Source organism: Pseudoalteromonas lipolytica, from assembly GCF_001306915.1.
Classification (GTDB): domain Bacteria; phylum Pseudomonadota; class Gammaproteobacteria; order Enterobacterales; family Alteromonadaceae; genus Pseudoalteromonas; species Pseudoalteromonas simplex.
This window is the reverse complement of sequence record NZ_LJTC01000002.1, coordinates 299,181-324,110: the sequence shown is the minus strand read 5'-3', so window position 1 is coordinate 324,110 and position 24,930 is coordinate 299,181. Positions and strand designations below refer to the sequence as shown.

Below are 24,930 nucleotides of genomic sequence, written 5' to 3'. Positions count from 1 at the left end.
AGTTGCATGTGGGTTGCTTAGAAACGCGCGTATTTTACAACAATTGCACTGGCGCGGCTAGTTGAAAAATCACTTTAACCGACTTGACAAGGACAGTTGTCCGGTTTTTTGTTTTCAAGTTCCAAGGCAAAAGTATCAGGCAAATGAACTTTTAACCTTGAAACTCGAAACTTCTCACTATTTGTTAAGCTTTCGCGGTTAAAATAGCGCGAAGAGGGGCAGGGTAACCTTCAATGGTTTTGCTGGTGTCATTAGGGTCTAAAAAGTCGACTAATGATTCGTTTTCCATCCACTGGGTTTTGCGTTGTTCTTCAAGCGTTGTGATTGCACAGTCTTTAACTTGTACATCTTTAAAGCCAACGCGTTCCATCCATAGTTTTAATGCCGCGGTGCTTGGGATAAACCATACATTACGCATTTTTGCATAGCGGTCAGTTGGCACTAAAACTGTGTGCTCATCACCTTCAACAACCAGTGTTTCAAGGACTAACTCACCACCAGGGCGAAGCTGTGCTTTTAATTGCGCTAAAAAGTCGATAGGCGAACGACGATGATATAAAACACCCATCGAAAAAACTGTATCGAATGCTTTTAGCTCTGGCAGAGCTTCAACACCCAATGGCAATAAATGCACGTTTTCATCTTGGTGATAATGCTTTATCGCTTGGAATTGGCATAAGAACAAATCGGATGGATCGATACCCACCACAAAATTTGCGCCTTCACCGCGCATGCGCCACAAGTGATAACCCGAGCCACAGCCAATATCAAGCACAGTGCGGCCTTTTAACGGTTCGATATGAGGTAGTAAACGATCCCATTTCCAATCACTGCGCCACTCAGTATCAATCTCGATACCGTGTAAGCTAAAGGGTCCTTTACGCCATGGCATCATGCGCTTTAATAAATGCGTTAACTGTTTTTGCTGACCTTCAGATAGCTCATCACCGGTGCCAATTTGTACTTTATCCTGAAGATTTACATGGTTTGTGCTTACCTCAGGTAAGTTTTTCAGCACTTTTTGCCATTTCGGTAAATCGCCGTGGCTGGCTTCGAGTTCCCAGTGCTTTAATTGACCTGGCAAAGTTTCGAGCCAGTGGCTAAGCGGGCTTTGTGCAATCGCAGCGTAAAATTGGTTAAACCATTGAGACATGAAATACTCTTTATATCGTTGTGATGATTACTTGATTGCAATCATCGAGCAGAAGTTAAAACATTGATACCACACTTGCGTTTGGCTAAAACCAATTTCACTTAATCGGTTTAAGTGGGTAGATAAATGATCAGGACGCATGACATTTTCGATAGCGGTGCGCTTTTGGCTGATCTCAAGCTCCGAATAGCCGTTGTGACGTTTAAAATCATGGTGTAAATCAATGAGCAAATTATCGCATTGCTCATTTTCACCTCTAATTTTTTCGCTCAGCAGCAAAACACCGCCTGGTTTTAAATTTGCGTAAATCTTTTCAAGCACCGCTTGGCGCTTTTCAGGTGGAATAAACTGTAGTGTAAAGTTCATCGCGACCACAGAGGCATTCTCGATAGCTAAATCGTTGATATCACCCAGTGTAACCGTGACCGGCACGTCAGAGCGAAAACCTTGTAAATGTAATTTACAGCGCTCAACCATCGCTTCTGAGTTATCGACGGCAATAATATTACAGTTATCAGTGCGAATATTGCGGCGCATACTTAACGTTACAGCACCAAGAGAACAGCCTAAGTCGTATAGGTTTGAATTGCTTTGCGCGTACTCACCAGCCAGCTTACCCATGGTGCTAACAATGGTTGCGTAACCCGGCACCGAGCGCTGGATCATATCAGGGAAAACTTCTACTACATGTTGGTCAAAGCTAAAGTCTTTAACCGCTTGCTCAGTGGCATAAATACTGTCTTTTTGCGTCACTTGAACAGTCTCTTTAAAAAATAATACCGCTATTTTAGCATTTTTAACTGGATAGTCAGTGATAAATTCAGTAGCTTGGCTAGAATTATCAATAACAAGTACAAAAAAGAGAAGTTTAATGACAAAAAGCAAAGTGATCAGTACAGAAGATATCTTATCAACTCTGTGTCATTCAGTGACTGGAGTTCTGTCTTCAGCAAGCGGTAACAGTATTAGTTATTCTGCCATGGTTCAAAAAATTACCCGTACCTGTATGCGCCCAGATATTGGCTGTTTTGTATTGTTCGATGGTGGCTTTACCGGTCTTGTGGTAACAAACTTCACAGCGCAAGCTGCCATGGAAATTTACCATGACTACATGCGTAACATGGGAATGCCAGAAGAAGAAATTGCACAAAGCCATTTATCAGATGATGTGGCAAACGTACTCGGCGAACTGATGAACCAAATCGTTGGTGACTTTACGTCAAAAGTACGCGACCAACTGCATACTTCTATTACGCAAAACCAACCTAAGATGATGGCGATTAATAAACAGGTGCAAATTTCTGTTGATACCACCATGGATAGACCACAAGCACGCCGTGTGACTTTCACCACAGCGAAGCAAAATATCTTCTATCTAGAATTAGCCATGGATAAAACTGAATTTATCAAACTACATGACTTTGATATTTCAGAAGCGGTTGACCCAGATGACATCATCGAAAACGAAGCTAAACAAAAAGCTGAAAAGCAAAAAGCGTCATCACAAGCAGACGATGCAGATGATGATTTTATGGCAGAACTTGGTTTGTAACCCAACGACTTGAGCTGTCAGCCATCAGCTTTCAGCCGTCAGATAAAATAGAGGCGCGGTCTAGACCGCGCTTTTTTGTTTTTAAAAGGCCATAACACTTAGTGCTTTATATTGAGTTTATTTCAACGCTAAAATTCAATTAAGAGTACTAAACCCAAAATTTGAATTATGGTTTTGCAGCTTTCATTAAGTTAATGCCTTGGTGTGTAATACATAAATTAATTTACTGAAATAACCCGATAGGCAATTGAATTGAAATTTAATTACATATACCAAGATGTTATTGTCAATGAAGTGAAGTTAAAACGCTTAGGGAGTGAGTTTCAAGTGTTAGTGACATTCCAAACTCAATCGGAGACTTTACATGTTGTACTTAATGGAGTCCGAGAAATTGATAATATTTCTGATTTGTTAGAAGCAAAACAACTTTGGCTCGAAGAAAGCGAATCACATCAAGCTGAGTATGGAAAATTTAACCTTGGTATTTCAAATGAGAGTTACACTGAAATTTGCTTTGACTCTTTAGGTTAAGGGCCTTGTAAGCTACCTCGGTATAAAAAAGTAGTGCTTGGTAGCAATTGCTTAAATTCTTATGTTGAGGAAAATAATGCTGCAAGAATTAGATAATTGGAGAAATTCAAAATCTAAAATTTTGACAATTGAAAATCTCAAGGTGGTTCTCTCTGCTCAATTGGGTGAGCCAATTAAAGCTCAATACATCGAAATTAAAGGCAATGGCCTTATAGCAAGAGCAACACTTTGGGAAAATGGTAATCTTGTATTAAAAGCTATTTGTTGTCAGTCTGATAAGCAGGTAATTTTAAAACATCTGAATTCATGTGATGTATGGCAAATTGACGATGAACTTAACTGGTGGTTGAGTCAAATTGTTATTTACGACCCCTCATAATCGATGCGGTTGAGTAACTAGTCTTGGCTCAAAACTTACAGCTTAAAGCTTTGAACTTAAAGCTTATTTTAAAGCCTACATTCATCCAATTTGTGCTTTACTCATAAAGCCTTAAATGGATTTGATGATTGCATGAATTACTTAAAAAACTTTATAACAAAATTTGTTTTCATGATGCAGAAGCGGCCGGGGTTGATGGCGGTGTTGGCTTTTTGCAGTGGTGTAGCAAGCTATTTTTTTGTTGAGCGAAAAGAATCGTTTTCGCAGCTTATCTCTATTTTGTTATTAGTGACTTGGTTGTGGTTGTTAATAGACAACTGGCTTAGAGATAAAGTAGAGGAGCGTTTTGGTGTGGCGGTGTCGCCCAACGTGATGCGCTTTGCGCTGCAAGTTGTGCAGCAAGAAAGTTTATTTTTTGCTTTACCATTTTTCTTAGCGGTGACTACTTGGGACCATGGTCAGGCCGCGTTTACCGCTTTAATTATACTTTGTGCGTTCGTTTCTGTTGTTGATCCTCTCTATTACAAAAAGCTTGCAAGACACAGTGTCTGGTTTAGTGTGTTTCATAGCTTTTCTTTATTTGTCGTGCTGTCGGTTACCTTGCCTATTTTATTAAAGTTAACGACCAGCCAAAGTTTTGAAATTGCACTAATAACAGCGGTTATTTTAACGGTCCCCAGTCTTGGCAATTTGATGCCCAATGCGAAATGGTGGCGTTTCCCGTTGTTGGTGTTATTGCTTTGTGCATTAGGTACCGGGCTTTGGCAATTACGTAGCTTTGTGCCACCTGCGGCACTGCGTTTAACCGATATGAGTATGTCATATCAGTTAGATGCACAGGCTCGTAAACCGCTTTCGCCAATAACAGAACTCACTGAGCAGAGCTTATATGAAAACGGTCTATATAGTTTTAGTGCGGTAAAAGCCCCGCGAGGTTTAAATGAAAAAATCTTCCACGTTTGGGTGCATAATCGAAAAGAAGTTGACCGTATAGCCTTGGATATTTCTGGTGGTCGTAAAGAGGGCTATCGAGCGTGGAGCCATAAAACGAATTTCCCTGCTAATGCAGCAGGGAAATGGGTCGTTAAAGTGGTTACCGAGTCTGGGCAGCTGATAGGGCAAAGAAGGTTTGAGGTTACTGAAGTCTAGCTGTCAGCTTTCAGCCGAAATTAGAGTGGGCAATTTTGATTGAACGTTTATGAATAAAAACATTTTGAATGAGGCTTTATTTGTCTTGAAATCAACAGCCTTACTCATAACGTATTCTTAGAGGAACATATTGCTATGAACCAATAACTTAATTATTGTAAATATTAAGTTTAAAATTTTTGGCAAGAGAAACATGACTAGATATTTTCAGTTTACTGTGCTGGTTACAGCAGTTTTATATACGACTTTTTTTTTCTTACCTTATATTTGGCAATATATTTACTCTGAAGACATTTCTCACTTATTATCTGCTTCAGGAACAGGTGGAATCATTGAACCTCAAAGCTCGTTTCCATACATTTACTCTATGGTATATGTATTAAGTCTGCTTGGTCTTTATTTATACAAAAAATTAGCAAAGTGGTTATTTTGTTCACTGATCGCCTTTAACTTTCTTGTGAGCCCTTACATTCTTGGGTTATATGTAACAATGTATTTTGATGCATCTATTGGCTATTTACTTACTCTTTGCGAAGGTGCATTGATTCTAATGCTCTTTAGTGATGATGTTATAAAAAAGCTCAAGTAAACAGTCTATTTTGGTATTAGATTTCATATTATTTTTACTTATATCTTTAGTAAGGATTTTTCCCTTCACCTACCAGCACACTGAATATTCTTAAATCCAGTTCTAGTTGATGGTATTGCGGCTCCATGTGGCAACATAGTTGATAGAAGGCTTTGTTGTGGTCTTTTTCTTTAAAATGAGCCAGTTCATGTACGACGAGTGCTTTGAGAAGTGGTTCAGGTGCGCGAAGTAGGTCGCTATTAATGGCAAGATCGTGTTTTCGGGTTTTACCTTGCATACGAAAAGTATGGGTACCTAAGGCATTTGTGACCATATCGCCTTGTTTTTTGAATGCAGCACGGCCAAAAGGCAGGGCATTTTTAAGGTAGCGCTTTTTTAGTTCAGTGGCGTAATTGTATAAAGCTTTATCGCTGGTAATACTATGCGCATCAGGGTATTTGCCCTTTAGGTATTTAGCAGCTCTGTCGCCATTAAATAGCTGTAACACTTGCTCAATGATTTGAGGCGGGTAACCTTGAAAATAACGGCTGTAATCTTTCATGTTTTCTCTGATAAATCGGGCGCTAAAATAAACTGCTTTGGCTTGCTTCGCGTTCACCTATAAAAGGTGCAAGCACGGGGTGATTGTAACCTAAATCTTGGCAAAACTGTCTTGCTAAAAGTGGTGACTGGCGATTATCTGCGGTATGAAAAAACAAATAGGGTGATTTTCCTTCATCAAGCCACTGTTTTACTTTTTTCAGCCATGGCTGGTAATACGACTTGTATTCATGTTCAAGACTGGCAATCACAAAGCGCAGCATAGGCTGATTTCCTGTTGCAATGGCATGCACAGGTAAATAAGGCTTTTTCTTTTGCGCATCAATGAGTGCATCGGTATCGGCGGGAACAGCAAATAAAGCGCGGGTATCCATGCTGATGCGATCTATATTATTTTCAATTAACAGCTGATTTAAACGAATTTCAGCATCATCTTTATTAAAAAAGCCGGGGTGACGTACTTCTACACCGTAACTAAGTTGTTTGGGGAGTTGTGCAATAAAATTTGCAAGCAGGGGTAGGGCATCTGGTTCAAAGGCACGGGGTAGCTGTAACATAATTTGCCCCGTTTTAGCAAAAATTGGCTCAAATAAGTTTAGCCACGCATTAAGCTCACTAGTTATATTCGTCAGCTGTAATTCGTGACTAAAACGCCGATGAAACTTAAAAGTAAATTTAAAGTCTTCGGGTACCGCATCATGCCAGCGCAATAATGACTCATGACTTGGATCAGCATAAAAACTGGTGTTGCCCTCGACTGAATTAAAAGATTGCGCATACTCACTGAGCATGTCGGCGCTTTTACAGTGACTAGAGAGTAAATTTCCTTTCCATGCGGTGCTAGACCACTGCGGACAACCTAAATACAGCATTAAACCAACCAATAAATTTAAACTTTAGCTAGTGTATCAAAAGAAATGTTTGCTCAGAAGTCGGGGTGTATATTTAGCCCCCGACAGGCACTGCTGGCACTCGCATTTTGCGATGGTTTGGGTATAATGCTCTGCCTTAAATGATTACTTTGTATAGTGGCTTTTGCTCTCAAAATAGCGAACTCTTAAGAGCAGGCGGCTATAAGTCTTTAACTGACAGGAATACTATGCGCTCTATATATTGCGGACAGCTAAATAAATCTCACGTAGATCAAGAAGTTGAACTATGTGGTTGGATCAACAAACGCCGTGACCTTGGTGGTCTTATCTTCGTCGATTTACGTGACAGAGAAGGTTTAGTACAAGTTGTTTTTGATCCTGAAGTAGAAGGATTAATGGATACTGCGAATAAACTACGTCAAGAGTTTTGTGTGCAGTTAAAAGGTGTTGTTCGCGCACGCCCTGATAGCCAAGTAAATAAAGACATGGCAACAGGTGAAGTTGAAATTTTAGGCACAAGCTTAACTATCATCAACCGTTCTGAGCCATTACCACTTGATTTTAATCAGCAAAACTCTGAAGAGCGCCGCTTAAAATACCGTTACTTAGATTTACGTCGTCTTGAAATGAGCGACCGTATCAAACTTCGTGCAAAAGCGAGCAGCTTTGTGCGTCGTTTCTTAGATGACAACGGTTTCCTAGATATCGAAACACCAGTACTAACAAAAGCAACACCAGAAGGTGCCCGTGACTACTTAGTACCTAGCCGTGTTCATAAAGGTAGCTTCTACGCTTTACCTCAGTCACCACAGTTATTTAAACAATTATTAATGATGTCGGGCTTTGACCGTTACTATCAAATTGTTAAATGTTTCCGTGACGAAGACTTACGTGCTGACCGTCAGCCAGAATTCACACAAATCGATTTAGAGACGTCATTCATGAGCTCTGATGAAGTGCGTGCAATGACTGAGAAAATGATCCGCGAAATGTGGCAATCATTACTAGACGTTGACTTAGGCGACTTCCCAGTAATGCCATACAGCGAAGCAATGCGTTTATATGGTTCTGATAAACCAGACCTACGTAACCCAATGCAACTTGTAGACGTTGCTGATTTAGTAAAAGACGTTGAGTTTAAAGTATTCTCTGGTCCTGCTAATGACGAAAAAGGCCGTGTTGCTGTATTAACTGTACCAGGCGGTGCTGAGCTTTCTCGTAAACAAATCGACGATTACACTAAATTCATCGGTATCTATGGCGCGAAAGGCCTAGCATGGATGAAAGTGAACGACCGTGCAGCGGGCGTTGAAGGTGTACAGTCACCAATCGCTAAGTTCTTAAACGAAGAGGTGATCAACCAGTTACTTGAGCGTACTAACGCACAATCTGGCGACATCATTTTATTTGGTGCTGATAAGCGTAACGTTGTAAACGAAGCGATGGGCGCGCTACGTCTTAAGATTGGTGTTGATTTAGGTATTACTGATCTTGATAGCTGGAAACCATTATGGGTAGTTGACTTCCCAATGTTCGAAGAAGACGACGAAGGTACATTGCATGCGGTTCACCACCCATTCACTGCACCGAAAGGTATTTCTCCTGAAGAGCTTGAAGCAAACCCAGCTGGTGCACTATCAGATGCATACGACATGGTATTAAACGGCTACGAAGTTGGTGGTGGTTCGGTACGTATTCACAATGCAGAAATGCAAGAAACAGCATTTAGAATTTTAGGTATCGAAGCGCAAGAGCAGCAAGACAAGTTTGGCTTCTTACTTGATGCACTTAAATACGGTACGCCACCGCATGCAGGTCTTGCGTTTGGTCTTGACCGTTTAGTTATGCTGTTATGCGGTACTGATAACATTCGTGACGTTATTGCTTTCCCTAAAACAACGCAAGCATCATGTTTATTAACAGATGCACCAAGCAAAGCAAATGCAGATGCATTAACTGAGCTTGCACTTGATGTTGTAGCGAAAGACGCTGAATAATTCATAATAACCTGAATTATAAGGCTTAATGAATAATAACCCTAAGGTGTATGCCTTAGGGTTTTTTTGTGCTTAAATGAATATTTGGTATGTTCTTCAAGGAAAGAGTATGAATATCAGTGCAACTTTTTTAGGTTATTTTGTACTTGTTCTGTTCCCACTGTTTGCCGCTATCAGCTATTTCTTAGGTAAGCGTAAAACCTCAACACCAATCGTGGTGGTCGTTATTGGTGGGTTACTAGGGCTAATTCCATTGTTTGGTCTTATTTTTATTGCTGTACTTGCGCTTAAACAAGATATTGAGACCACCGCGTGATTGCAAGCCATTCCCTTTATTTTGAGCATACCTTTGAAGCAAACCTTGCAGGGCAAACATTTTCGCATTGCGAATTTGAGCAATGTGAATTTATCGACTGTGACTTTAGCAATAGTCAGTTTGAAAACTGCCGGTTTATAGAGTGTGAGTTTAAAAATTGTAATTTAGCTACGCTTGGGCTTAGATACACCTCGCTTGAAGAAGTAAGCTTTAAACAGTGTAAATTAACCAGTGTTCGTTTTACTGATGTTGATTGGCCGCTACTCGCCAGCCGTGCTCCAGTGAGTTTTGTTGGCTGTGAACTTAGCCACAGCAGCTTTTTTGAACTTAGTTTAAAAGCTTTAAAAATGCGTAGCTGTTTTGCCAAAGATGTTGATTTTAGACATGCAGATTTAACATCTGCTGATTTTACTGATACGGACTTTCGTGACAGTTTGTTTCAACAAACCAACCTCAGTAAAGCTAATTTTATTGGTGCCAGTCATTTCGCCATTGATATAACAGCTAACAATATCAGTAAGGCCAAATTTGAACGTTATGCCGCTTTGGATTTATTAGCAGGGCTCGATATAGAGCTGGTGGATTAAATATTATTACTAATTAAGGTTAAGGAAAGTTATGGATTTAAGCCCCATCACCTTAGAAGGTCAATTTGTTAAATTAGTGCCGTTAACGCTTGAGCACCGTGATGCTTTAGTAAACGCCGCTTCAGATGGAAAGCTTTGGGAGCTTTGGTTTACCTCAGTGCCCAATGAAGAACGTGTTGACGATTATTTAAATATGGCGTTTGAACAACAGTCACTTGGTCGCGCAATACCATTTGCTGTCATCGATAAACACACCGATGAGGTGATAGGCTCAACTCGCTTTTGTAATATCGACAGTAAAAACCGCCGTTTAGAAATTGGCTATACCTGGTATGCCAAGCGTTTTCAGCGTACTGGGGTTAATACTGATTGTAAAAAACTGCTACTGAGTTATGCATTTGAAATACTTAATGTGATTGCTGTTGAGTTTCGTACCCATTGGCATAATCAGGCTTCGCGCAATGCCATTGCTCGCTTAGGGGCGAAACAAGATGGGGTGCTTCGTAATCACCAAATAATGGCTGATGGATGCGTACGCGACACCGTGGTGTTTTCAATTATTGATGGTGAGTGGCCTATGGTTAAACGTAGTTTAGAATTCAAATTAGCATGTTAAATATTAAAAAGCCGGCGCTATTGCTCGCTTTAACGCTTTGCGGGCAAACAGCCTTTGCAAATCAAACAGAGACACTGTTTGATACTGAGCGGGCACGCCATATTCCGGTGACCATTACAGCAGCCGATAGCAAATGCACGATAAAAAAGAAATGCCCCGTGGCGTTTATTGGGGCAGGCTACGGTATGGCACATACAGACTATCAATTTGCCCAGCAGGCCTTTCATCAGCATGGTTACTTAACGGTTGAAGTGGCTCATGAGTTAAAAGGCGATCCGAGTTTAAACCCTGAGCCACCCTACATGACCACACGCATGGAAAACTGGCACCGCGGTGTACAAACCCTTGAGTTTTTAGCTGTAGAACTTGCAAAGCGATATCCTGCGTATGACTTTAATCAGCTCACTTTATTTGGGCACTCAAATGGCGGTGATATTGCAGCGTTATATGCCGCTATTTATCCTGCTAAGGTGGCTAAGCTGATCACCCTTGATCATCGCCGTATGCTGACCCCAAGAAACAATAATATTGCTGTACTGACACTACGCGGTAGCGATTACCCAGCAGATGACAACGTATTGCTAACGCCGCAAGAACTTGCTATGTACCCAGTGACGCAAATTAAGCTTAAAGATTCGCGCCATAACGATATGTATGATGGTGGCCCAAAAGCGCTTGTAGAACGAATGAGTAAAGAGCTCAACGCATTTTTACTTGCTAATAAATAGCAAATGATTTGTTGCTTGATCTGTATCAAAGTTAAGGAGCTAAGCAAGGTTGAGCGGACATAAGTCCTTATGTTTTTACCTGTGTTTCTCTATCCTCGCGAAGCGCTATAATGAAGAAATGCTATGCTTAGCACAGACTTCTTGAACCTTATTCACTGGAAAAGACAAATGCAACATTTACCTACCGTTGATTATAAAGCGAGCGATGCGGCCGCTCAATTTGTTGAGTCACTAAGAAACACAGGTTTCGGTGTACTAAAAAATCACCCAATCCCTCAGTCATTAGTTGAGTCTATTTACAAAAATTGGCAAGAATTCTTTAATTCTGAGCAAAAGCACGAGTTTTTATTTTCAAAAGAAACACAAGATGGTTACTTCCCACCATCAGTGTCAGAAGTTGCAAAAGGCTTTACCGTTAAAGATATTAAAGAGTACTACCACGTTTATCCAAAAGGCCGCGTTCCAGCACAGCTAGAAGAAGAAATCCGTGAGTACTACCGTTTAGCGAATGAGTTTGCAGCAACATTATTAAGCTGGGTTCAAGCTGAAGCACCAGAAGAGGTGCGCGCTAAGTTCTCTATCGACCTTAAAGATATGATTGCTAACTCTGAGCAAACACTTCTGCGTATTCTTCATTACCCACCAATGACAGGTGATGAAGAGCCAGGTGCAATCCGTGCAGCAGCGCATGGCGACATCAATCTACTAACTGTATTACCTGCGGCAAATGAGCCAGGTTTACAAGTACAAAAAACAGATGGTGGTTGGTTAGACGTACCATGTGATTTTGGTAACCTGATCATCAATATTGGTGACATGTTACAAGAAGCGTCAGGTGGTTACTTTCCATCAACGATTCACCGCGTGATCAACCCAACGGGTAAAGCGTCAACGAAATCACGTATTTCGTTACCGCTATTCTTACACCCGCGTCCTGATGTTGTGCTTTCTGAGCGTTACACAGCAGACAGCTACTTACAAGAGCGTTTACGCGAACTTGGTGTCAAGTAAAGATTGGTTATACCCGAACCACCTTGAGGTGATTTGGGTATATAAGACAAAGCGGCATTTGAGCCGCTTTTTTTATGCCTGAAATTAGGCTGCTCAGTTCGCTATTAAGTGCTAGTTTGCAAATAATTCCATGCATTATTGACTATCCTAGGTATAATGCGCGCACTTCGCCGAATCGGCTGAAATTTTTAAAGAGAGATAGTATGAGTTTTGATGGGTTAGGTTTATCACCAGCTTTAGTAAATGCAGTTTTAGAAAAGGGCTATGAAGCACCAACGCCTATTCAATCACAAGCTATCCCTGCGATCATTGAAGGCCGTGATGTTATGGCCGCAGCGCAAACTGGTACAGGTAAAACAGCAGGTTTTACACTGCCGTTAATCGAGCGTTTGTCAAAAGGCCCTAAAGCCGGTGGCAATAAAGTACGTGCATTAGTATTGGCACCAACTCGTGAGCTAGCTTTACAAGTAAGCGAAAATGTTGAGCAATATGCTAAGCATTCAAATGTTAGCTCATTTGTTGTTTATGGCGGCGTTAAAATTAACCCGCAAATGATGCGCCTTCGTAAAGGTGTTGATATTTTAGTGGCCACACCTGGTCGTTTATTAGATCTGCACAATCAAAATGCTGTTAAGTTTGATGATTTAGAAGTGCTGATCCTTGATGAAGCAGACCGTATGCTTGATATGGGCTTTATTCATGACATCAAACGTATCATTGCTAAATTGCCTGCTAAACGTCAAAACCTGATGTTCTCAGCGACGTTCTCTGATGAAATTCGTGAACTTGCAAAAGGGCTCATTAATGACCCCGTTGAGATTTCAGTTGCGGCAAAAAACACCACGGCTAAAACGGTTACTCAATCTGTTTATGCGCTAGATAAACCACGTAAAACAGCATTGCTTAGCCACCTGATCCGTACTAACGATTGGCAGCAAGTATTGGTATTTTGTCGTACTAAGCATGGTGCGAATCGTTTAGTTAAGCAGCTTGAACGCGATGATATTGTCGGCGCAGCCATTCACGGGAATAAATCGCAAGGCGCTCGCGTTAAAGCACTCGAAGGTTTTAAATCGGGTGAAGTGCGCGTATTAGTTGCAACCGATATCGTTGCCCGTGGTCTTGATATTGTTGAGCTACCTCACGTTGTTAACTACGATCTACCGAATATTTATGAAGATTACGTACACCGTATTGGCCGTACAGGCCGAGCGGGTGCATCGGGTCATGCTATTTCGTTTGTAACAGTAGATGATGCCGACGATTTATATGGTATTGAGCGCTTTATTGGTGAGCTTATTCCGCGTGCAACCGAAGCAGGTTTTGAGCCAAGCAAACCGGTTGCTGAAAAGCCGCTAGATACGCGTCCAATCAAGCCGAAAAAGCCAAAGAAACCGAAAAAGCCAAAAGCACCAGCTCAAGATGGTCAAGGTGCAGCAAAACCTGCACAAAAGCCAAAACCTAAATCGCAAAAGCGTCCTTCACAAGGTAAGTGGCAGGGTAAGGGTAAAGAGCAAGGCCAAAACCAAAAAGGCGCTAACAACGGGAATAAATCAAATAACACTAAACCAACAGGTAATAAACCTGCGGGTAATCGTCAGCGTGTATCGGGGCCATCTCGCCCAAGACGTAAGCCCGCTGCGGATAGTTAATAGCAGTAAAAACAAAAAACGCGCAATTGCGCGTTTTTTGTTTTAAATGAGTTTAATGCAATATAAGGTGGCGACACCAATAAAGAGTGTCACGGTGACACTTAATAAAGTGCCCAGCATGACATATTCAGTGAGTTGTTTTTCGCTACTTTCTTTTAAATCACCGAATCGAAAGATAGACTTGGCCGCCAGCAGAAAGCCCACGCCGCCGTATTCACCTAGCAAGATAAAGCTCAACATTAACACTCGCTCGAGCAAGCCTATAAAATGCCCTGCAGCAGGAATACTTCCTTCATTGTTTATCTGAATATTGATTTTCTCTAGCATCATGCGAATAAACACAGAGCTTGGGTTAAGCACCAATAAATAAGCTGCAATAACAAACAAGGTATCGAGGGCAATCAGCTTTTGCCACGCTAAGCTATAAAATTCATTCTTATCACTAAGCCAAACGCTCAGCATTACAATCACAACAAGATGTGCCAACTGGTCGAGTAAAAACGGCACTACGCCTTTATTTGAATATGACTTTGCCAAGTCAATGACATAGTGGCTTAGCATAATCGCAACCGTTGCTAACAATACACGAGAGAACTCTTGCCAGCCGTAGGTGTATTCCCACAGTGTGAGCAACGCTAAAGAGGTCACACCATGCGTCAATACGTGCAAATAGAGCTTACTGGCACGAAAGTGACGGTTGTTTCTATCGTGCACCCAGCTCATTGGCTGCCAATAAAAGTCAGCAAGTAAGTGGCCCAGTACTAACGCGGTGAGTAGTAGAGCAAAACTGGTCATAACAATCCTTTGAGTGTGGTTTGGCTATAATTTATAAAGCGCTCGATAAGTTGATAATGGGCTAGGTTGAGTAACTTAGTGACATTCTCTCGGCTTGTATTTAGCTCTTTGGCAAGCTCTGCATGGCTATTATTCTCGGCGGTTAAATAATAAAACAGGGCATTAGCCTGCTTTTGACTCATTTTTTCAAGCAGGACTTCAACAAGCGCAATATTAAGCGCAAAGCCTTCTTCAAGGGCGTTATTTTCAATATTTAACACTAAGCGTTGCTGGCTCATATTATCTAAACCACGGCCAGATAAGGTATAAGCACTGCCTGTGGCTGTTTTAATATCGGCGCGGGGGTTATCGAGTGAGCCAATAGCCAAGCTTTGTCGCAGCTCGTAATTGGCTGCTTTCATTTGCAAATACAACAAGATTGCTGCATGACATACAAGCTCTGGCTCTGTTAGCTGTATTTGCAATGCATCGCCACGGTAAATGGTAAAGCTTGCATTAAAGCGCTTAGCAACAAAGCGCAAGCTTTGATCAAGCTGATAAAGCATGGCGTCGTATTCTTGCTGTGGAATTTTTTGTGATTTAATTAAATCACCGCTGATCACCGCAATCATTATGATCCCTTAGATTAAGTAACTTAATTTAGTTACATCGCAATAAGTAACCAAATTTGGTTACTTTATTTTATGTAACCAATTTAGGTTACTTTTTCGTAAATATCAACCTAGATATGCTACAGTGAACACAAATCACTAAAAACAGAAAATTTATGTCAGCAGTTGATAAGCCAAAAGTCGGTATCTTTGTAGATGTACAAAACATTTATTACACCTGTAGAGAAAGCTACAAGAAAAACTTTGACTACAATGCCTTTTGGGCACAAATGAGCGAACTCTACCAAATTGATTGCGCCATTGCGTATGCAATATATCGTGGCGATGAAAAGCAATCGCAGTTTCAAAATATTCTGCGCGCAATTGGCTTTGAGGTAAAACTGAAACCTTTTATTCAGCGCAAAGATGGCAGTGCGAAAGGGGATTGGGATGTTGGCATTACCATTGACATGCTAGAGCATGCTAAGCAGCTCGATAAAATGGTATTACTTTCGGGTGATGGTGATTTTGCATTATTACTTGGTCACTTAGCGAATAAGTATCAGCTACCGTGTGATGTCTATGGGGCAGAGCACCTCACCGCTGATATTTTAAAGCAATCTGCTGCTGAATTTCATTGTATTGACGATTCACTGCTACTATCAAGGTGAAAAAATATTCCTATAAAAATAAAATGTTTAACTAAAGTATTATTTCAGCTAAGCTAACATTAGCTACACTTGATGATAAATAAAGGAATAGTCACGCACAACGCACTAAATTATGCAAAAAAGCATAAATAAAGGTGTTATAGGACATTGTTGATGTGGTTTCTAATTTTCTTGTCTGTTAAATAAAGCGTTTTAATTCAATAAATTAAAAATAAATATGAAAGTTATACGAATTTTTATAAAAAATATAATGACAACGCTGTCATTTGTTGTGTAACATTAAATCAACAAATGTTGAGATGATTTCGCATTCTGATAAGAAAAATAATGCGATTTAGACAAAAACTAAACGAAGGCTAGGGGTCGTTAAATGATGGCGAAGAGTGTGAATGAGGACCAATTGTTTATTGGTATTGATGGTGGCGGAACGAAATGTCGAGCAACTATCTACTCTGTTAAACAAGGTGTATTAGGAACTGGCCTAGGTGGTCCTGCAAATCCATTACATGGTTTGGAACGTACTCTCGAATCAATTATGGTCTCAACACAATTAGCACTTCGTGATGCGGGTTTACCGCTTGAAACCGTTCATCAGCTTTATGCCGGCTTAGGTTTAGCAGGTGTAAACCTGCCAAGTTTGTACGACAAGATTATGGAATGGGAGCATCCATTCAAACAAATGTTCCTCACCACCGACTTACATACAGCCTGTATCGGTGCACACGAAGGGAGTGATGGTGCGGTGATCATCACAGGCACTGGCTCTTGCGGTTTTTCTTGCGTAAATGGTCGCACAACTAACTTTGGTGGTCATGGCTTTGCCTTAGGTGATAAAGGCAGCGGCGCCTGGATGGGTCTTGAAGCAATAAAAGCGACCTTGTTAGACCTTGATGGCCTAGGCGAAGCAACAAACCTAACTAACGTGATCACCGAGCATTTTGCAGCTGACAATGCGATGGCAATTGTTGAACAAATGTCTGGTCAGCCTTCGAGTAGTTTTGCCAAATTAGCCCGTTATGTATTTGAAGCAGCCAATAATAATGACAAAGTTGCTATCTCCATTGTGAAAGAAGGGGCTGATTACGTTAGTAAATTAGCGCAGCGCTTATTAGAGAATAACCCGCCACGGTTATCTATGATTGGCGGTTTAGCCGAGCCATTAAATAAGTGGCTTGCAGAAGATATTGCGAAACGCGTTGAATCTCCTATTCAACCACCGGAAATGGGCGCGGTGTATTTTGCTCAGCAATCTGTCTTTGAACAAAACCAAGAGGTAAGTTTGTAATGACGATTTATCATGCAAGTTCATTGTTTACCGGTGACGAATTTTTATCTGATGTGTATTTTAGCGTCGATAACGGTGTGTTCAAGCGTGTGGAAGCAGATGCTAATGCCGTTGCATTAACGGGTTTAGTGGCCCCTGGTTTTATTGATGTACAAGTGAATGGCGGTGGCGGGGCGTTTTTTAACGCTGAACAAACGCCAGATTGCTTAGATAGAATAGCCAAAGCACATGGTCAGTTTGGTTCAACAGCGATTATGCCAACCCTGATCACTGACCAAGTCGAAGTCATGGCAAAAGCGGCCGATGCCACTGCACAAGCAATTGCTGAAGGTGTTCCGGGCGTAATGGGTGTGCACTTCGAAGGCCCGCACCTTTCATTGCCGAAAAAAGGCACCCACAGCGAGCAATTCATTCGCCCTATTACAGAACAAGAATTTGCAATTTACGCCCGCCAAGACTTAGGCATTAAAATGGTTACCTTAGCACCTGAAAATGTCAGTGCTGATGATATCGCACGCTTAGTGGAGAGTGGTGTAAAAGTGTGTATTGGCCACACCAATGCAGACTTTGCGACCACAAATGCAGCACTTGCTGCAGGGGCAGATGGTTTTACCCACTTATTTAATGCTATGTCAGCATTTACATCGCGAGAGCCTGGTGTTGTGGGTGCTGCACTTTGGGATGATAACAGCTGGTGCGGTTTAATTGTTGATGGTCACCATGTACACCCATCATCAGCTAAATTAGCAATTCGCAGCAAACAGCGCGGAAAAATTATGTTAGTCACAGATGCAATGCCACCTGTGGGGACTGATGATATGGAGTTTGATTTCTTTGATGGCCGTAAAGTTATTCGGACTGGCGATAGATTAAATTCAACGACCGGTGAATTAGCAGGCAGCGTACTTGATATGGCAAGTGCGGTGCGCAACACAGTGAACACATTGGATGTTAGCCTTGCTGAGAGCTTACGTATGGCATCACTTTATCCTGCACAATATTTAGGTTTACATAAAAAAGGTCGCTTACTGAGCGGGTTTGACGCTGACTTTGTGGTGTTAGACGCACAGCAAAATGTACAAGCCACCTTTATTGCTGGAAAAGCGCTATAACAAGCTTCCCTGGTAAAAACCCCGCCGTTGTATCGCGGGGCTTTTTCTATTTAAGGTAATACAATGACAACAACACAACCAACAAGAAAACGTTTGGCATCGCTGGATGCACTGCGCGGCATGGATATGTTTTGGATATTAGGCGGACAGTCACTATTCGCAGCGCTCTTCGTTTTAACAGGCTGGACTGGCTGGAAAGTTTTTGAAGCACACACTGTGCACAGCGTTTGGCATGGCTTCACATTTTACGATCTGATTTTCCCATTGTTTATATTCTTATCGGGTGTGGCGATGGGGTTAGCCCCGAAACGCATTGACCATTTTCCGTTTGATGAGCGCAAAGTGTATTACCGCAAGGCAGGTAAACGTCTTTTACTATTGTGTTTATTGGGTATTTTGTATAACCACGGCTGGGGCACAGGGATGCCGATGGCGTTGGATGAAATTCGCTATGCCAGTGTGCTTGGCCGCATCGCTATTGCATGGTTTTTCTGTGCAATGTTGGTTTGGCATACTGGTGTACGAACACAAATTATTACCGCTGCAGCTATTTTAGTGGGTTATTGGTTACTACTTTGTTTTGTTCCAGTGCCGGGTGGCAGTGCTGGTGACCTTTCAGCTGCAGGAAGTTGGAATGCATGGTTTGATGCATATTTACTGCCGGGGATTAGTTATCAAAACCGTGTGGTAGACCCAGAAGGTGTGTTGTCGAATATCCCTGCGATAGTTAATGCATTAATGGGTGTGTTTGCAGGTCAATTAGTGGCACGTGCTCAGCAAATTGGCGAGTGGAAAATGACCGCCTTATTGTTCGCCGCAGGTGTGGTAAGTGTATGCTTAGGCTGGTTATGGGATTTACAGTTCCCAGTAAATAAAGAACTTTGGACCAGCTCATTTGTGCTTGTGACCGTTGGCTGGAGTGCCATATTGCTCGCCGTATTTTATGCACTGGTTGATATTTTACCGGGGCAACGCGCTGCGTATCCATTTGTGATCATAGGTGCAAACTCGATTATTATTTATTTAGCGTCAAGTCTAGTGAATTGGGGTTATGTAAGCCAAAGCGTATTTGGTGGGGTGGTTCGAGCTGTGCCAGCGGCATGGCAACCCTTGATGGCGGTAATTGCATTATTAGCAGTACAAATGCTGGTGTTGCATTGGATGTATCGCCGTAAGATCTTTGTTAGCGTTTGATAATTATTAAACACTAACAAAAAGAGTAATTTTTTATTCACTTTTACTTTACAAAGATAAAACTAGAAGTGATAATGACAGCGTTGTCATAATGGTTGTAGCTACTGCACCGTATCCTGGCAGTGGTTTGATCTAAAACCCAGCTCGATTGCACGTGGGGTTGGGTTTTAGGTCCCATTTTTTTCCAACTTATAATTAGAGCTAATCGATATGCAAATAGTGATTCTTGATGATGCAGCCCAAGTTGCAGCGTATGGTGCCAACATCTTTGCTAAACAATTACTAAAAAAACCAGCCTCGGTACTCGGTCTTGCCACAGGTTCAACACCTGTTGCTTTGTACCAACAACTGATCGAAAAAAATAAAGCTGGCGATATTTCGTTTAGCCAAGCGACAACATTTAACTTAGACGAATACTTAGGTTTAACTGGCGAGCATCCTCAAAGTTACCGTTACTTTATGAATGAGCAGCTGTTTAACCATGTTGATATCGATAAACAAAACACCCATGTACCGCCGGGTGATGCAGTAAATCCGCTTATTGCTTGTACTGAATATGAGCAAAAAATCACAGCGGCTGGTGGTGTTGACGTACAACTACTTGGTATTGGCCGTAATGGTCACATCGGTTTTAACGAACCTTCATCAGGTTTGACATCACGCACCCGTGTAAAAACACTGACGAAAGCGACGATTGAAGACAATGCACGATTTTTTGCAGAAGGCGAATATCAACCGCATTTATCAATCACTATGGGCATTGGCACTATTTTAGAAGCCAAAAAAGTTGTGCTTTTAGCAACGGGTGCAAGTAAAGCGGATGCCGTTCATGCCATGGTAGAAGGCCCATTAATGGCTAAATGCCCAGCTTCAGCACTGCAACTTCATAAAGATGCGGTGATCATCATTGATAAAGCTGCCGCGAGTAAATTAGAAGATTTAGAGTTCTATCAGCATATTGAAGCTGAGAACCAAAAACTACAAGCGCATCTAGCGACCTTGTAAAATTGTGAGAGAGAATAAAAAAGCCCAGTTTGGGCTTTTTTTATGCCTGTAATAAATTGGGTTTATTATCCGCTTATGGTAGTTTTAGCGAGTAAACTATTTTCAAGGAACGCCATGCTGAATTACTCTCAAATGCCATTGGATCGTGCATCAAATCGCCGTAAAGATCCAAAGTGGTTAAAGGCTCAAATGAATTCTCAGAGTCGCTGGTTATTGGTCAATAACAATCAAAGTTTATTTGTTAAAGACAGTCCTGAAGTGTGTTATTTACGCTTATCTCAAGTGGAGCATCTCGATTTATCAAAAGGCATTTTATTGGGTTTAGACGACGATGATGTGGCTCATTTTGCTTTAGATGTCAGCCATGTTCCAGACTCACTCATTGAGCCTATGCTCAATGGCGCTGAATTTGTAGATATTCGCAAGTTAGGCCCACAAGTTGAGCTAAAACAAGGCTCGATTGCCGCACTGGCAAGGGGCTTGTGTTTTTGGCACGCAACGCACCGTTTTTGTGGTCGTTGTGGTCATGAAAATAATATGGTTGAAGCAGGGCATTCGCGTTTATGTGAGAACCAAACCTGCCAGCATCAAACTTTTCCGCGAACCGATCCTGCGGTGATTATGATCGTGACTAAAACCTTTTCAGATGGAGTTGAGCGCTGCTTACTAGGCCGTCAAGCAAGCTGGCCTGACGGTGTTTTTTCAACTCTTGCTGGTTTTGTTGACCCAGGTGAAACACTAGAGCAGGCCGTTGCCCGCGAAGTCATGGAAGAAGCCGGTGTTGCGGTGACAGATATTCAATATATCGCGTCACAGCCTTGGCCATTTCCATCATCAATCATGTTTGGCTTTATGGCCACAGCGGTTTCAGAAGATATTCAGGTAGATAAAGACGAGTTAGACGATGCGAGATGGTTTAGCCGTGCTGAACTTAATGAATTCGGCCAATGGCATGAGCAGGGTAGCCATCTTAAACTAACCAGACAAGATTCTATTTCTCGATTTTTGGTTGAGCACTGGCGCAACCTGTAAAGCACAGCTTGGACAAATTATGACAAAGACAAATAAAAATACCCAAATCGTCTCTGCAGGGCGTAAAAAAGCATATACACAAGGGGTTGTGAACCCTGTGGTGCAACGTGCATCAACAGTGGTATTCGATTCAGTGGCTGATTTAAAAGCAGCGGCGAAGAAACGGGGCGACAAAACGTTATTTTATGGCCGTCGCGGTACGACGACACATTTTGCTCTGCAAGAAGCAATTGCTGAACTTGAAGGCGGCGAAGGCTGTGCGCTATATCCATCAGGTGCGGCTGCAATAAGCAATGCGCTGCTATCGTTTGTAAAAACAGGCGATCATATTTTAATGGTGGATACCGCTTACGAGCCAACCCGTGATTTTTGCGACAAAATACTGGCTGGATTAGGCATTGAAACAACCTATTACCCGCCGGGAATTGGCGCAGGAATTAGTGAGCTTATTAAAGATAACACCCGCGTATTGTTTTTAGAATCACCAGGTTCAATCACTATGGAAGTGCAAGATGTGCCAGCCATGGTTGCTAAGGCTAATGAGCGCGGTGTAATGACCATGCTAGATAACACCTGGGGTAATGGTCTGCATTTTAGACCGCTTGAGCATGGCGTAGATATTAGTATTCAAGCAGCGACAAAATACATTGTTGGTCACTCTGATGTGATGATGGGTGTGGCGGTCGCTAATAAAAAGTATTGGCCAACCCTTCGAGAAAATTCATACCTACTAGGGCAATGCACCTCTGCGGATGATGCTTATTTAGCGCTACGTGGTCTGCGTACTATGGCTGTGCGTTTAAAACAGCATGAACAAGCCGCCATCGAAGTGGCTAAATGGCTTGAAACACACCCATTGGTTGATCATATTCGCCATCCCGCTTTTGCAACGTGCCCGGGTCATGAGTTCTTTAAACGAGACTTTGATGGCAGCAACGGCTTATTTTCATTTGTAATGAAGCAGGGTAATCAACAAGCAATTGATGCGTTTTTAGATAGCCTGCACCATTTTAAAATGGGCTTTTCTTGGGGCGGCTATGAGAGCTTGGTCACGGCAAACCTGAGCATGAAAGGGCTTCGCTCTGAAACAGGTTGGTCACAAGGCCCGGTAATAAGGCTACACATTGGTCTTGAAGATGTGGCTGATTTACTAGCCGATCTTGACCAAGCGCTTGCAGTGTACGAAAGCCACCTCTAGGTTAAAAGTTTATACTTTGTTACATAAGACCCGCTTGTCGGGTCTTTTTTTTCTGGTAATTCAAGCTGTTTCAACTTAGTGTAATTCTAATAATAAAATTCATTAAGGATTATGAGTGACGCAGTTACATCCTAAACGCCTTGCACAAATTGCCCAATTTGAGCTGGTACGACTATTTCTGACCAAACGTGGTTTGTTGGCGGTTGCCGCTTTTGCCATTTGTTGGCTACTTATTTTACGCTATCCCATTGCCCAATCTGTGACCTTGATTAGCTCACCTGATTTTGCCGACTTTGCTCGGCAGGCATTTGGCGCCATTGGCATCAGTAAATTACTTGATTGGCCTGAATCTGAACTTGCCGTTTATTGGCTGATTGCCTTATTTAGTTTCCCAAGCTTCTGTTTGTTTTTATGTAGTGACCAAACAGTGGGCGACAGACAGCGAGGTACGTTACGCTTTTTATCACTTAGAGCGACTCGTTCAGAAATCATTATTGGCCGCTTTTTAGGGCAGCTACTCATTTTAGCGGCATTGTTATTTGTTACCTTGATGGCAACGGTTGCAATGCTTGGCTATCGTGAGCCAAGTTTACTGCTTTCTGGCTTATCGCGAAGCTTTATGTTGTTATTTTATTTGCTTGTTGCAGTTATGCCATTTATTGCCTTGATGAGCTTTTTAAATACATTTGCCCGTTCATCGCGTCTTGCGTTTGTTTTGGCTATTTTGTTTTTTGCTGGCGGTAATATTGTGATTGGCTTACTAACATGGCAATGGCCTGCATTTGAGGTTTTAAATTACATATTTCCGGGCTATCAACTTGATTTAATGGCAGGTCAACGTGCAGGTGTGACACTGGCTCTTGGTTTACCACTTTTACAAACGGCAGTGCTACTGGTTGCTGGTGAACGAATTTTTGCAAGGAGCTCATTATGACCGTTTTAATTCAAGCACAAGGCTTGTCAAAAAACTACGGGGCTAAGCGAGCGCTCGATAACGTTAGCTTTGAGATAAACAAAGGGGCACCGGTAGCGCTAGTTGGTCCTAATGGTGCAGGTAAAACAACGTTATTCAGTTTGTTATGTGGCTATATTTTACCTAGCTCAGGAAAGCTATCGGTAATGGGGTATACCCCAGGCAGTGCGGCGTTATTTGGTAAGCTAACCGCGTTACCGCAAGATGCCCAGCTTGATCCTCGTTTTAGTATTGCGCATCAACTTAACTTTTATGGCCAATTACAAGGGCTCAGTGGTGCGGTTCGTAAAAAAGAAACGGCTCGCGTCTTAGAGTTGGTTGGTTTATCAGAAGTGGCTAAGCAACGACCAGATGATCTTTCTCATGGTATGCGTAAGCGAGTGACGATTGCACAGGCATTAATTGGCTCACCTGAAATAGTGATGCTTGATGAAGCAACTGCAGGCCTTGATCCAATTCATGCTCGTGAGGTAAGGGAGCTGGTAAGTTCTTTAAGTAACGAAGCAACATTTATTTTAAGCTCCCATGACTTAACTGAGCTTGAGCGTTTATGCTCACAAGTTTTACACCTCGATAAAGGGGTGTTAAGTGAGCATCAAGCCCGTTCTAGCACGCAGGATAATAAACACTTTATTACGCTGCAGTTAAATCAACACTATGATGATGTAGAAGCAAAGCTTGCTGGTCTTGCCCATGTACATCATGTTTATATGAGCCAAGCAAAAGAATATGTGATCGAGTTTGAGAAAACCGCTGAGCCTTTTGACATCAATCTTCTACAATTTTGTTATCAGCAAGGTTGGCAGTATCGTCAACTGGTAAATGGTCACACACTCGAAAATCAAATTTTTCATAAGGAGAGCTAGTTTTGGGTCTATTAAGTGGATTAATGGGTAATGCAAGTGAAGTCGATAACGACGACTTAGAAGAGCTGCTTGCCAATACATTGATTGATGGTGAAACAGTTCAAAAAGCCTATAAAGTTATTCGTGATATGTTCATTTTTACTAATAAAAGATTAATTATCATAGATAAACAAGGTGTTACCGGTTCTAAAGTTGAAATGCTGAGTATTGCTTACTCAAAAATTACTAAGTTTAGTAAAGAAAGTGCCGGGCATTTTGACCTAGATGCTGAACTGAAAATTTGGGTTGGTTCAGATCCAACGCCAATCAGTAAAGACTTTAAAGCAGGAGATAACATTAATGAAGTTTATAGAATTATAAGTCAATTTGCTTTATAAAGTACTGACAAATCTTGTTTTTTTATTAAAAGTTGGCTAAAAGATGAAAGTTTTGGCCAACTTTTTCTTTACATTTACCGACACTTTATTACAATTAATCAAGTAAAAACAAACGCTTAGTTAAGTTTCCATTCAGTTTTCTGACGTTAGCATGTGCCCA

The 24,930-nt window shown here is 41.7% G+C and carries 28 protein-coding genes; 22 read left to right on the top strand and 6 right to left on the bottom strand.

The window, feature by feature from the left end; translation table 11 throughout:
* Positions 1 to 184: 184 nt before the first annotated feature.
* Both cmoB and cmoA read right to left on the bottom strand, forming a co-directional pair.
* The gene (gene cmoB / locus AOG27_RS03340; RefSeq protein ID WP_054551592.1) at positions 185 to 1,153 is read right to left on the bottom strand and encodes a tRNA 5-methoxyuridine(34)/uridine 5-oxyacetic acid(34) synthase CmoB; all 969 of its coding nucleotides are present in this window, start codon (positions 1,151 to 1,153) and stop codon (positions 185 to 187) included.
* Positions 1,154 to 1,180: 27 nt separating this feature from the next.
* Positions 1,181 to 1,906 carry a carboxy-S-adenosyl-L-methionine synthase CmoA gene (gene cmoA, locus AOG27_RS03335; RefSeq protein ID WP_054551943.1) on the bottom strand — a complete coding sequence of 242 codons (726 nt, stop codon included), beginning with the start codon at positions 1,904 to 1,906 and terminating at the stop codon, positions 1,181 to 1,183.
* Between the two features lie 118 nt (positions 1,907 to 2,024).
* Between cmoA and AOG27_RS03330 the strand changes: the two genes are divergently transcribed.
* From AOG27_RS03330 to AOG27_RS03310, 5 genes are all read left to right on the top strand, one after another.
* On the top strand, positions 2,025 to 2,705 hold the full coding sequence (locus tag AOG27_RS03330) for a DUF3334 family protein (RefSeq protein ID WP_054551591.1): 681 nt from the start codon (positions 2,025 to 2,027) through the stop codon (positions 2,703 to 2,705).
* Between the two features lie 252 nt (positions 2,706 to 2,957).
* Positions 2,958 to 3,236, top strand: coding sequence for a hypothetical protein (locus tag AOG27_RS03325; protein ID WP_054551590.1), 279 nt, complete (start codon positions 2,958 to 2,960; stop codon positions 3,234 to 3,236).
* A 76-nt stretch (positions 3,237 to 3,312) separates the two neighbouring features.
* A complete protein-coding gene (locus AOG27_RS03320) occupies positions 3,313 to 3,615 on the top strand; it encodes a hypothetical protein (RefSeq protein WP_054551589.1) in 303 nt (100 codons plus the stop codon).
* A 132-nt stretch (positions 3,616 to 3,747) separates the two neighbouring features.
* Positions 3,748 to 4,764 carry a DUF5924 family protein gene (locus tag AOG27_RS03315; RefSeq protein WP_054551588.1) on the top strand — a complete coding sequence of 339 codons (1,017 nt, stop codon included), beginning with the start codon at positions 3,748 to 3,750 and terminating at the stop codon, positions 4,762 to 4,764.
* Positions 4,765 to 4,957: 193 nt separating this feature from the next.
* Positions 4,958 to 5,353, top strand: coding sequence for a hypothetical protein (locus tag AOG27_RS03310; RefSeq protein WP_054551587.1), 396 nt, complete (start codon positions 4,958 to 4,960; stop codon positions 5,351 to 5,353).
* 46 nt (positions 5,354 to 5,399) lie between these two features.
* Here the strand turns inward: AOG27_RS03310 and AOG27_RS03305 are convergent, their stop codons facing one another.
* Both AOG27_RS03305 and AOG27_RS03300 read right to left on the bottom strand, forming a co-directional pair.
* The gene (locus AOG27_RS03305) at positions 5,400 to 5,894 is read right to left on the bottom strand and encodes a M48 family metallopeptidase (RefSeq protein ID WP_054551586.1); all 495 of its coding nucleotides are present in this window, start codon (positions 5,892 to 5,894) and stop codon (positions 5,400 to 5,402) included.
* Between the two features lie 22 nt (positions 5,895 to 5,916).
* Positions 5,917 to 6,765, bottom strand: coding sequence for a DUF72 domain-containing protein (locus AOG27_RS03300; RefSeq protein WP_054551585.1), 849 nt, complete (start codon positions 6,763 to 6,765; stop codon positions 5,917 to 5,919).
* Between the two features lie 227 nt (positions 6,766 to 6,992).
* Here AOG27_RS03300 and aspS point away from each other — a divergent pair, with 227 nt between their 5' ends.
* The 7 genes from aspS to AOG27_RS03265 all read left to right on the top strand — a co-directional run bounded on the left by aspS (position 6,993) and on the right by AOG27_RS03265 (position 13,672).
* Positions 6,993 to 8,762 (top strand): aspartate--tRNA ligase, encoded by a 1,770-nt coding sequence (gene aspS / locus AOG27_RS03295; RefSeq protein WP_054551584.1) that lies wholly within the window; start codon positions 6,993 to 6,995, stop codon positions 8,760 to 8,762.
* A 109-nt stretch (positions 8,763 to 8,871) separates the two neighbouring features.
* Positions 8,872 to 9,078 (top strand): hypothetical protein, encoded by a 207-nt coding sequence (locus AOG27_RS03290; protein ID WP_054551583.1) that lies wholly within the window; start codon positions 8,872 to 8,874, stop codon positions 9,076 to 9,078.
* Positions 9,075 to 9,665 (top strand): pentapeptide repeat-containing protein, encoded by a 591-nt coding sequence (locus tag AOG27_RS03285; RefSeq protein ID WP_235373734.1) that lies wholly within the window; start codon positions 9,075 to 9,077, stop codon positions 9,663 to 9,665. Before AOG27_RS03290 ends, AOG27_RS03285 begins: the two co-directional genes overlap by 4 nt.
* Before the next feature lie 31 nt (positions 9,666 to 9,696).
* Positions 9,697 to 10,281 (top strand): GNAT family N-acetyltransferase, encoded by a 585-nt coding sequence (locus AOG27_RS03280; RefSeq protein WP_054551582.1) that lies wholly within the window; start codon positions 9,697 to 9,699, stop codon positions 10,279 to 10,281.
* Positions 10,275 to 11,009 (top strand): alpha/beta hydrolase, encoded by a 735-nt coding sequence (locus tag AOG27_RS03275; protein WP_054551581.1) that lies wholly within the window; start codon positions 10,275 to 10,277, stop codon positions 11,007 to 11,009. Before AOG27_RS03280 ends, AOG27_RS03275 begins: the two co-directional genes overlap by 7 nt.
* A 168-nt stretch (positions 11,010 to 11,177) precedes the next feature.
* Positions 11,178 to 12,020, top strand: a complete 843-nt coding sequence (locus AOG27_RS03270; RefSeq protein ID WP_054551580.1) for an isopenicillin N synthase family dioxygenase — start codon at positions 11,178 to 11,180, stop codon at positions 12,018 to 12,020.
* 203 nt (positions 12,021 to 12,223) lie between these two features.
* Complete coding sequence (locus AOG27_RS03265; protein WP_054551579.1) at positions 12,224 to 13,672, top strand: DEAD/DEAH box helicase; 1,449 nt, start codon at positions 12,224 to 12,226, stop codon at positions 13,670 to 13,672.
* Between the two features lie 42 nt (positions 13,673 to 13,714).
* Here the strand turns inward: AOG27_RS03265 and AOG27_RS03260 are convergent, their stop codons facing one another.
* Complete coding sequence (locus tag AOG27_RS03260) at positions 13,715 to 14,467, bottom strand: DUF3307 domain-containing protein (RefSeq protein ID WP_054551578.1); 753 nt, start codon at positions 14,465 to 14,467, stop codon at positions 13,715 to 13,717.
* Complete coding sequence (locus tag AOG27_RS03255; RefSeq protein ID WP_054551577.1) at positions 14,464 to 15,078, bottom strand: hypothetical protein; 615 nt, start codon at positions 15,076 to 15,078, stop codon at positions 14,464 to 14,466. The genes AOG27_RS03260 and AOG27_RS03255 overlap by 4 nt, the downstream gene beginning before the upstream one ends.
* A 155-nt stretch (positions 15,079 to 15,233) precedes the next feature.
* On the opposite strand from AOG27_RS03255, the gene AOG27_RS03250 reads away from it, so the two are divergent.
* The 10 genes from AOG27_RS03250 to AOG27_RS03205 all read left to right on the top strand — a co-directional run bounded on the left by AOG27_RS03250 (position 15,234) and on the right by AOG27_RS03205 (position 24,770).
* The gene (locus AOG27_RS03250; protein WP_054551576.1) at positions 15,234 to 15,728 is read left to right on the top strand and encodes an NYN domain-containing protein; all 495 of its coding nucleotides are present in this window, start codon (positions 15,234 to 15,236) and stop codon (positions 15,726 to 15,728) included.
* Between the two features lie 370 nt (positions 15,729 to 16,098).
* A complete protein-coding gene (nagK, locus tag AOG27_RS03245; RefSeq protein WP_054551575.1) occupies positions 16,099 to 17,013 on the top strand; it encodes an N-acetylglucosamine kinase in 915 nt (304 codons plus the stop codon).
* A complete protein-coding gene (gene nagA, locus AOG27_RS03240) occupies positions 17,013 to 18,125 on the top strand; it encodes an N-acetylglucosamine-6-phosphate deacetylase (RefSeq protein WP_054551574.1) in 1,113 nt (370 codons plus the stop codon). The genes nagK and nagA overlap by 1 nt, the downstream gene beginning before the upstream one ends.
* Positions 18,126 to 18,188: 63 nt before the next feature.
* Positions 18,189 to 19,319 (top strand): transmembrane glucosamine N-acetyltransferase NagX, encoded by a 1,131-nt coding sequence (gene nagX / locus AOG27_RS03235; RefSeq protein WP_054551573.1) that lies wholly within the window; start codon positions 18,189 to 18,191, stop codon positions 19,317 to 19,319.
* Between the two features lie 210 nt (positions 19,320 to 19,529).
* On the top strand, positions 19,530 to 20,324 hold the full coding sequence (gene nagB / locus AOG27_RS03230) for a glucosamine-6-phosphate deaminase (protein ID WP_054551572.1): 795 nt from the start codon (positions 19,530 to 19,532) through the stop codon (positions 20,322 to 20,324).
* A gap of 114 nt (positions 20,325 to 20,438) precedes the next feature.
* Positions 20,439 to 21,356 (top strand): NAD(+) diphosphatase, encoded by a 918-nt coding sequence (gene nudC, locus AOG27_RS03225; RefSeq protein WP_054551571.1) that lies wholly within the window; start codon positions 20,439 to 20,441, stop codon positions 21,354 to 21,356.
* A 19-nt stretch (positions 21,357 to 21,375) separates the two neighbouring features.
* Positions 21,376 to 22,554 carry a cystathionine beta-lyase gene (locus AOG27_RS03220; protein ID WP_054551570.1) on the top strand — a complete coding sequence of 393 codons (1,179 nt, stop codon included), beginning with the start codon at positions 21,376 to 21,378 and terminating at the stop codon, positions 22,552 to 22,554.
* Between the two features lie 115 nt (positions 22,555 to 22,669).
* The gene (locus AOG27_RS03215) at positions 22,670 to 23,488 is read left to right on the top strand and encodes an ABC transporter permease (protein ID WP_054551569.1); all 819 of its coding nucleotides are present in this window, start codon (positions 22,670 to 22,672) and stop codon (positions 23,486 to 23,488) included.
* Positions 23,485 to 24,393, top strand: coding sequence for an ABC transporter ATP-binding protein (locus AOG27_RS03210; RefSeq protein WP_054551568.1), 909 nt, complete (start codon positions 23,485 to 23,487; stop codon positions 24,391 to 24,393). The genes AOG27_RS03215 and AOG27_RS03210 overlap by 4 nt, the downstream gene beginning before the upstream one ends.
* A 2-nt stretch (positions 24,394 to 24,395) precedes the next feature.
* A complete protein-coding gene (locus AOG27_RS03205; RefSeq protein WP_054551567.1) occupies positions 24,396 to 24,770 on the top strand; it encodes a PH domain-containing protein in 375 nt (124 codons plus the stop codon).
* Positions 24,771 to 24,930: the final 160 nt, after the last annotated feature.

What these genes read in the sequence shown, in the direction of transcription:
- AOG27_RS03290 (WP_054551583.1), top strand. Translation starts at nt 8,872, where the DNA reads ATGAATATCAGTGCAACTTTTTTAGGTTATTTTGTACTTGTTCTGTTC.
- nagB (WP_054551572.1), top strand. Translation starts at nt 19,530, where the DNA reads ATGCAAATAGTGATTCTTGATGATGCAGCCCAAGTTGCAGCGTATGGT.
- AOG27_RS03300 (WP_054551585.1), bottom strand. Translation starts at nt 6,765, where the DNA reads ATGCTGTATTTAGGTTGTCCGCAGTGGTCTAGCACCGCATGGAAAGGA.
- nudC (WP_054551571.1), top strand. Translation starts at nt 20,439, where the DNA reads ATGCTGAATTACTCTCAAATGCCATTGGATCGTGCATCAAATCGCCGT.
- AOG27_RS03250 (WP_054551576.1), top strand. Translation starts at nt 15,234, where the DNA reads ATGTCAGCAGTTGATAAGCCAAAAGTCGGTATCTTTGTAGATGTACAA.
- AOG27_RS03260 (WP_054551578.1), bottom strand. Translation starts at nt 14,467, where the DNA reads ATGACCAGTTTTGCTCTACTACTCACCGCGTTAGTACTGGGCCACTTA.
- AOG27_RS03310 (WP_054551587.1), top strand. Translation starts at nt 4,958, where the DNA reads ATGACTAGATATTTTCAGTTTACTGTGCTGGTTACAGCAGTTTTATAT.
- AOG27_RS03270 (WP_054551580.1), top strand. Translation starts at nt 11,178, where the DNA reads ATGCAACATTTACCTACCGTTGATTATAAAGCGAGCGATGCGGCCGCT.
- AOG27_RS03265 (WP_054551579.1), top strand. Translation starts at nt 12,224, where the DNA reads ATGAGTTTTGATGGGTTAGGTTTATCACCAGCTTTAGTAAATGCAGTT.
- AOG27_RS03315 (WP_054551588.1), top strand. Translation starts at nt 3,748, where the DNA reads ATGAATTACTTAAAAAACTTTATAACAAAATTTGTTTTCATGATGCAG.
- aspS (WP_054551584.1), top strand. Translation starts at nt 6,993, where the DNA reads ATGCGCTCTATATATTGCGGACAGCTAAATAAATCTCACGTAGATCAA.
- AOG27_RS03220 (WP_054551570.1), top strand. Translation starts at nt 21,376, where the DNA reads ATGACAAAGACAAATAAAAATACCCAAATCGTCTCTGCAGGGCGTAAA.
- nagX (WP_054551573.1), top strand. Translation starts at nt 18,189, where the DNA reads ATGACAACAACACAACCAACAAGAAAACGTTTGGCATCGCTGGATGCA.
- AOG27_RS03305 (WP_054551586.1), bottom strand. Translation starts at nt 5,894, where the DNA reads ATGAAAGATTACAGCCGTTATTTTCAAGGTTACCCGCCTCAAATCATT.
- AOG27_RS03275 (WP_054551581.1), top strand. Translation starts at nt 10,275, where the DNA reads ATGTTAAATATTAAAAAGCCGGCGCTATTGCTCGCTTTAACGCTTTGC.
- AOG27_RS03210 (WP_054551568.1), top strand. Translation starts at nt 23,485, where the DNA reads ATGACCGTTTTAATTCAAGCACAAGGCTTGTCAAAAAACTACGGGGCT.
- nagA (WP_054551574.1), top strand. Translation starts at nt 17,013, where the DNA reads ATGACGATTTATCATGCAAGTTCATTGTTTACCGGTGACGAATTTTTA.
- cmoB (WP_054551592.1), bottom strand. Translation starts at nt 1,153, where the DNA reads ATGTCTCAATGGTTTAACCAATTTTACGCTGCGATTGCACAAAGCCCG.
- AOG27_RS03320 (WP_054551589.1), top strand. Translation starts at nt 3,313, where the DNA reads ATGCTGCAAGAATTAGATAATTGGAGAAATTCAAAATCTAAAATTTTG.
- AOG27_RS03330 (WP_054551591.1), top strand. Translation starts at nt 2,025, where the DNA reads ATGACAAAAAGCAAAGTGATCAGTACAGAAGATATCTTATCAACTCTG.
- AOG27_RS03255 (WP_054551577.1), bottom strand. Translation starts at nt 15,078, where the DNA reads ATGATTGCGGTGATCAGCGGTGATTTAATTAAATCACAAAAAATTCCA.
- AOG27_RS03280 (WP_054551582.1), top strand. Translation starts at nt 9,697, where the DNA reads ATGGATTTAAGCCCCATCACCTTAGAAGGTCAATTTGTTAAATTAGTG.
- nagK (WP_054551575.1), top strand. Translation starts at nt 16,099, where the DNA reads ATGATGGCGAAGAGTGTGAATGAGGACCAATTGTTTATTGGTATTGAT.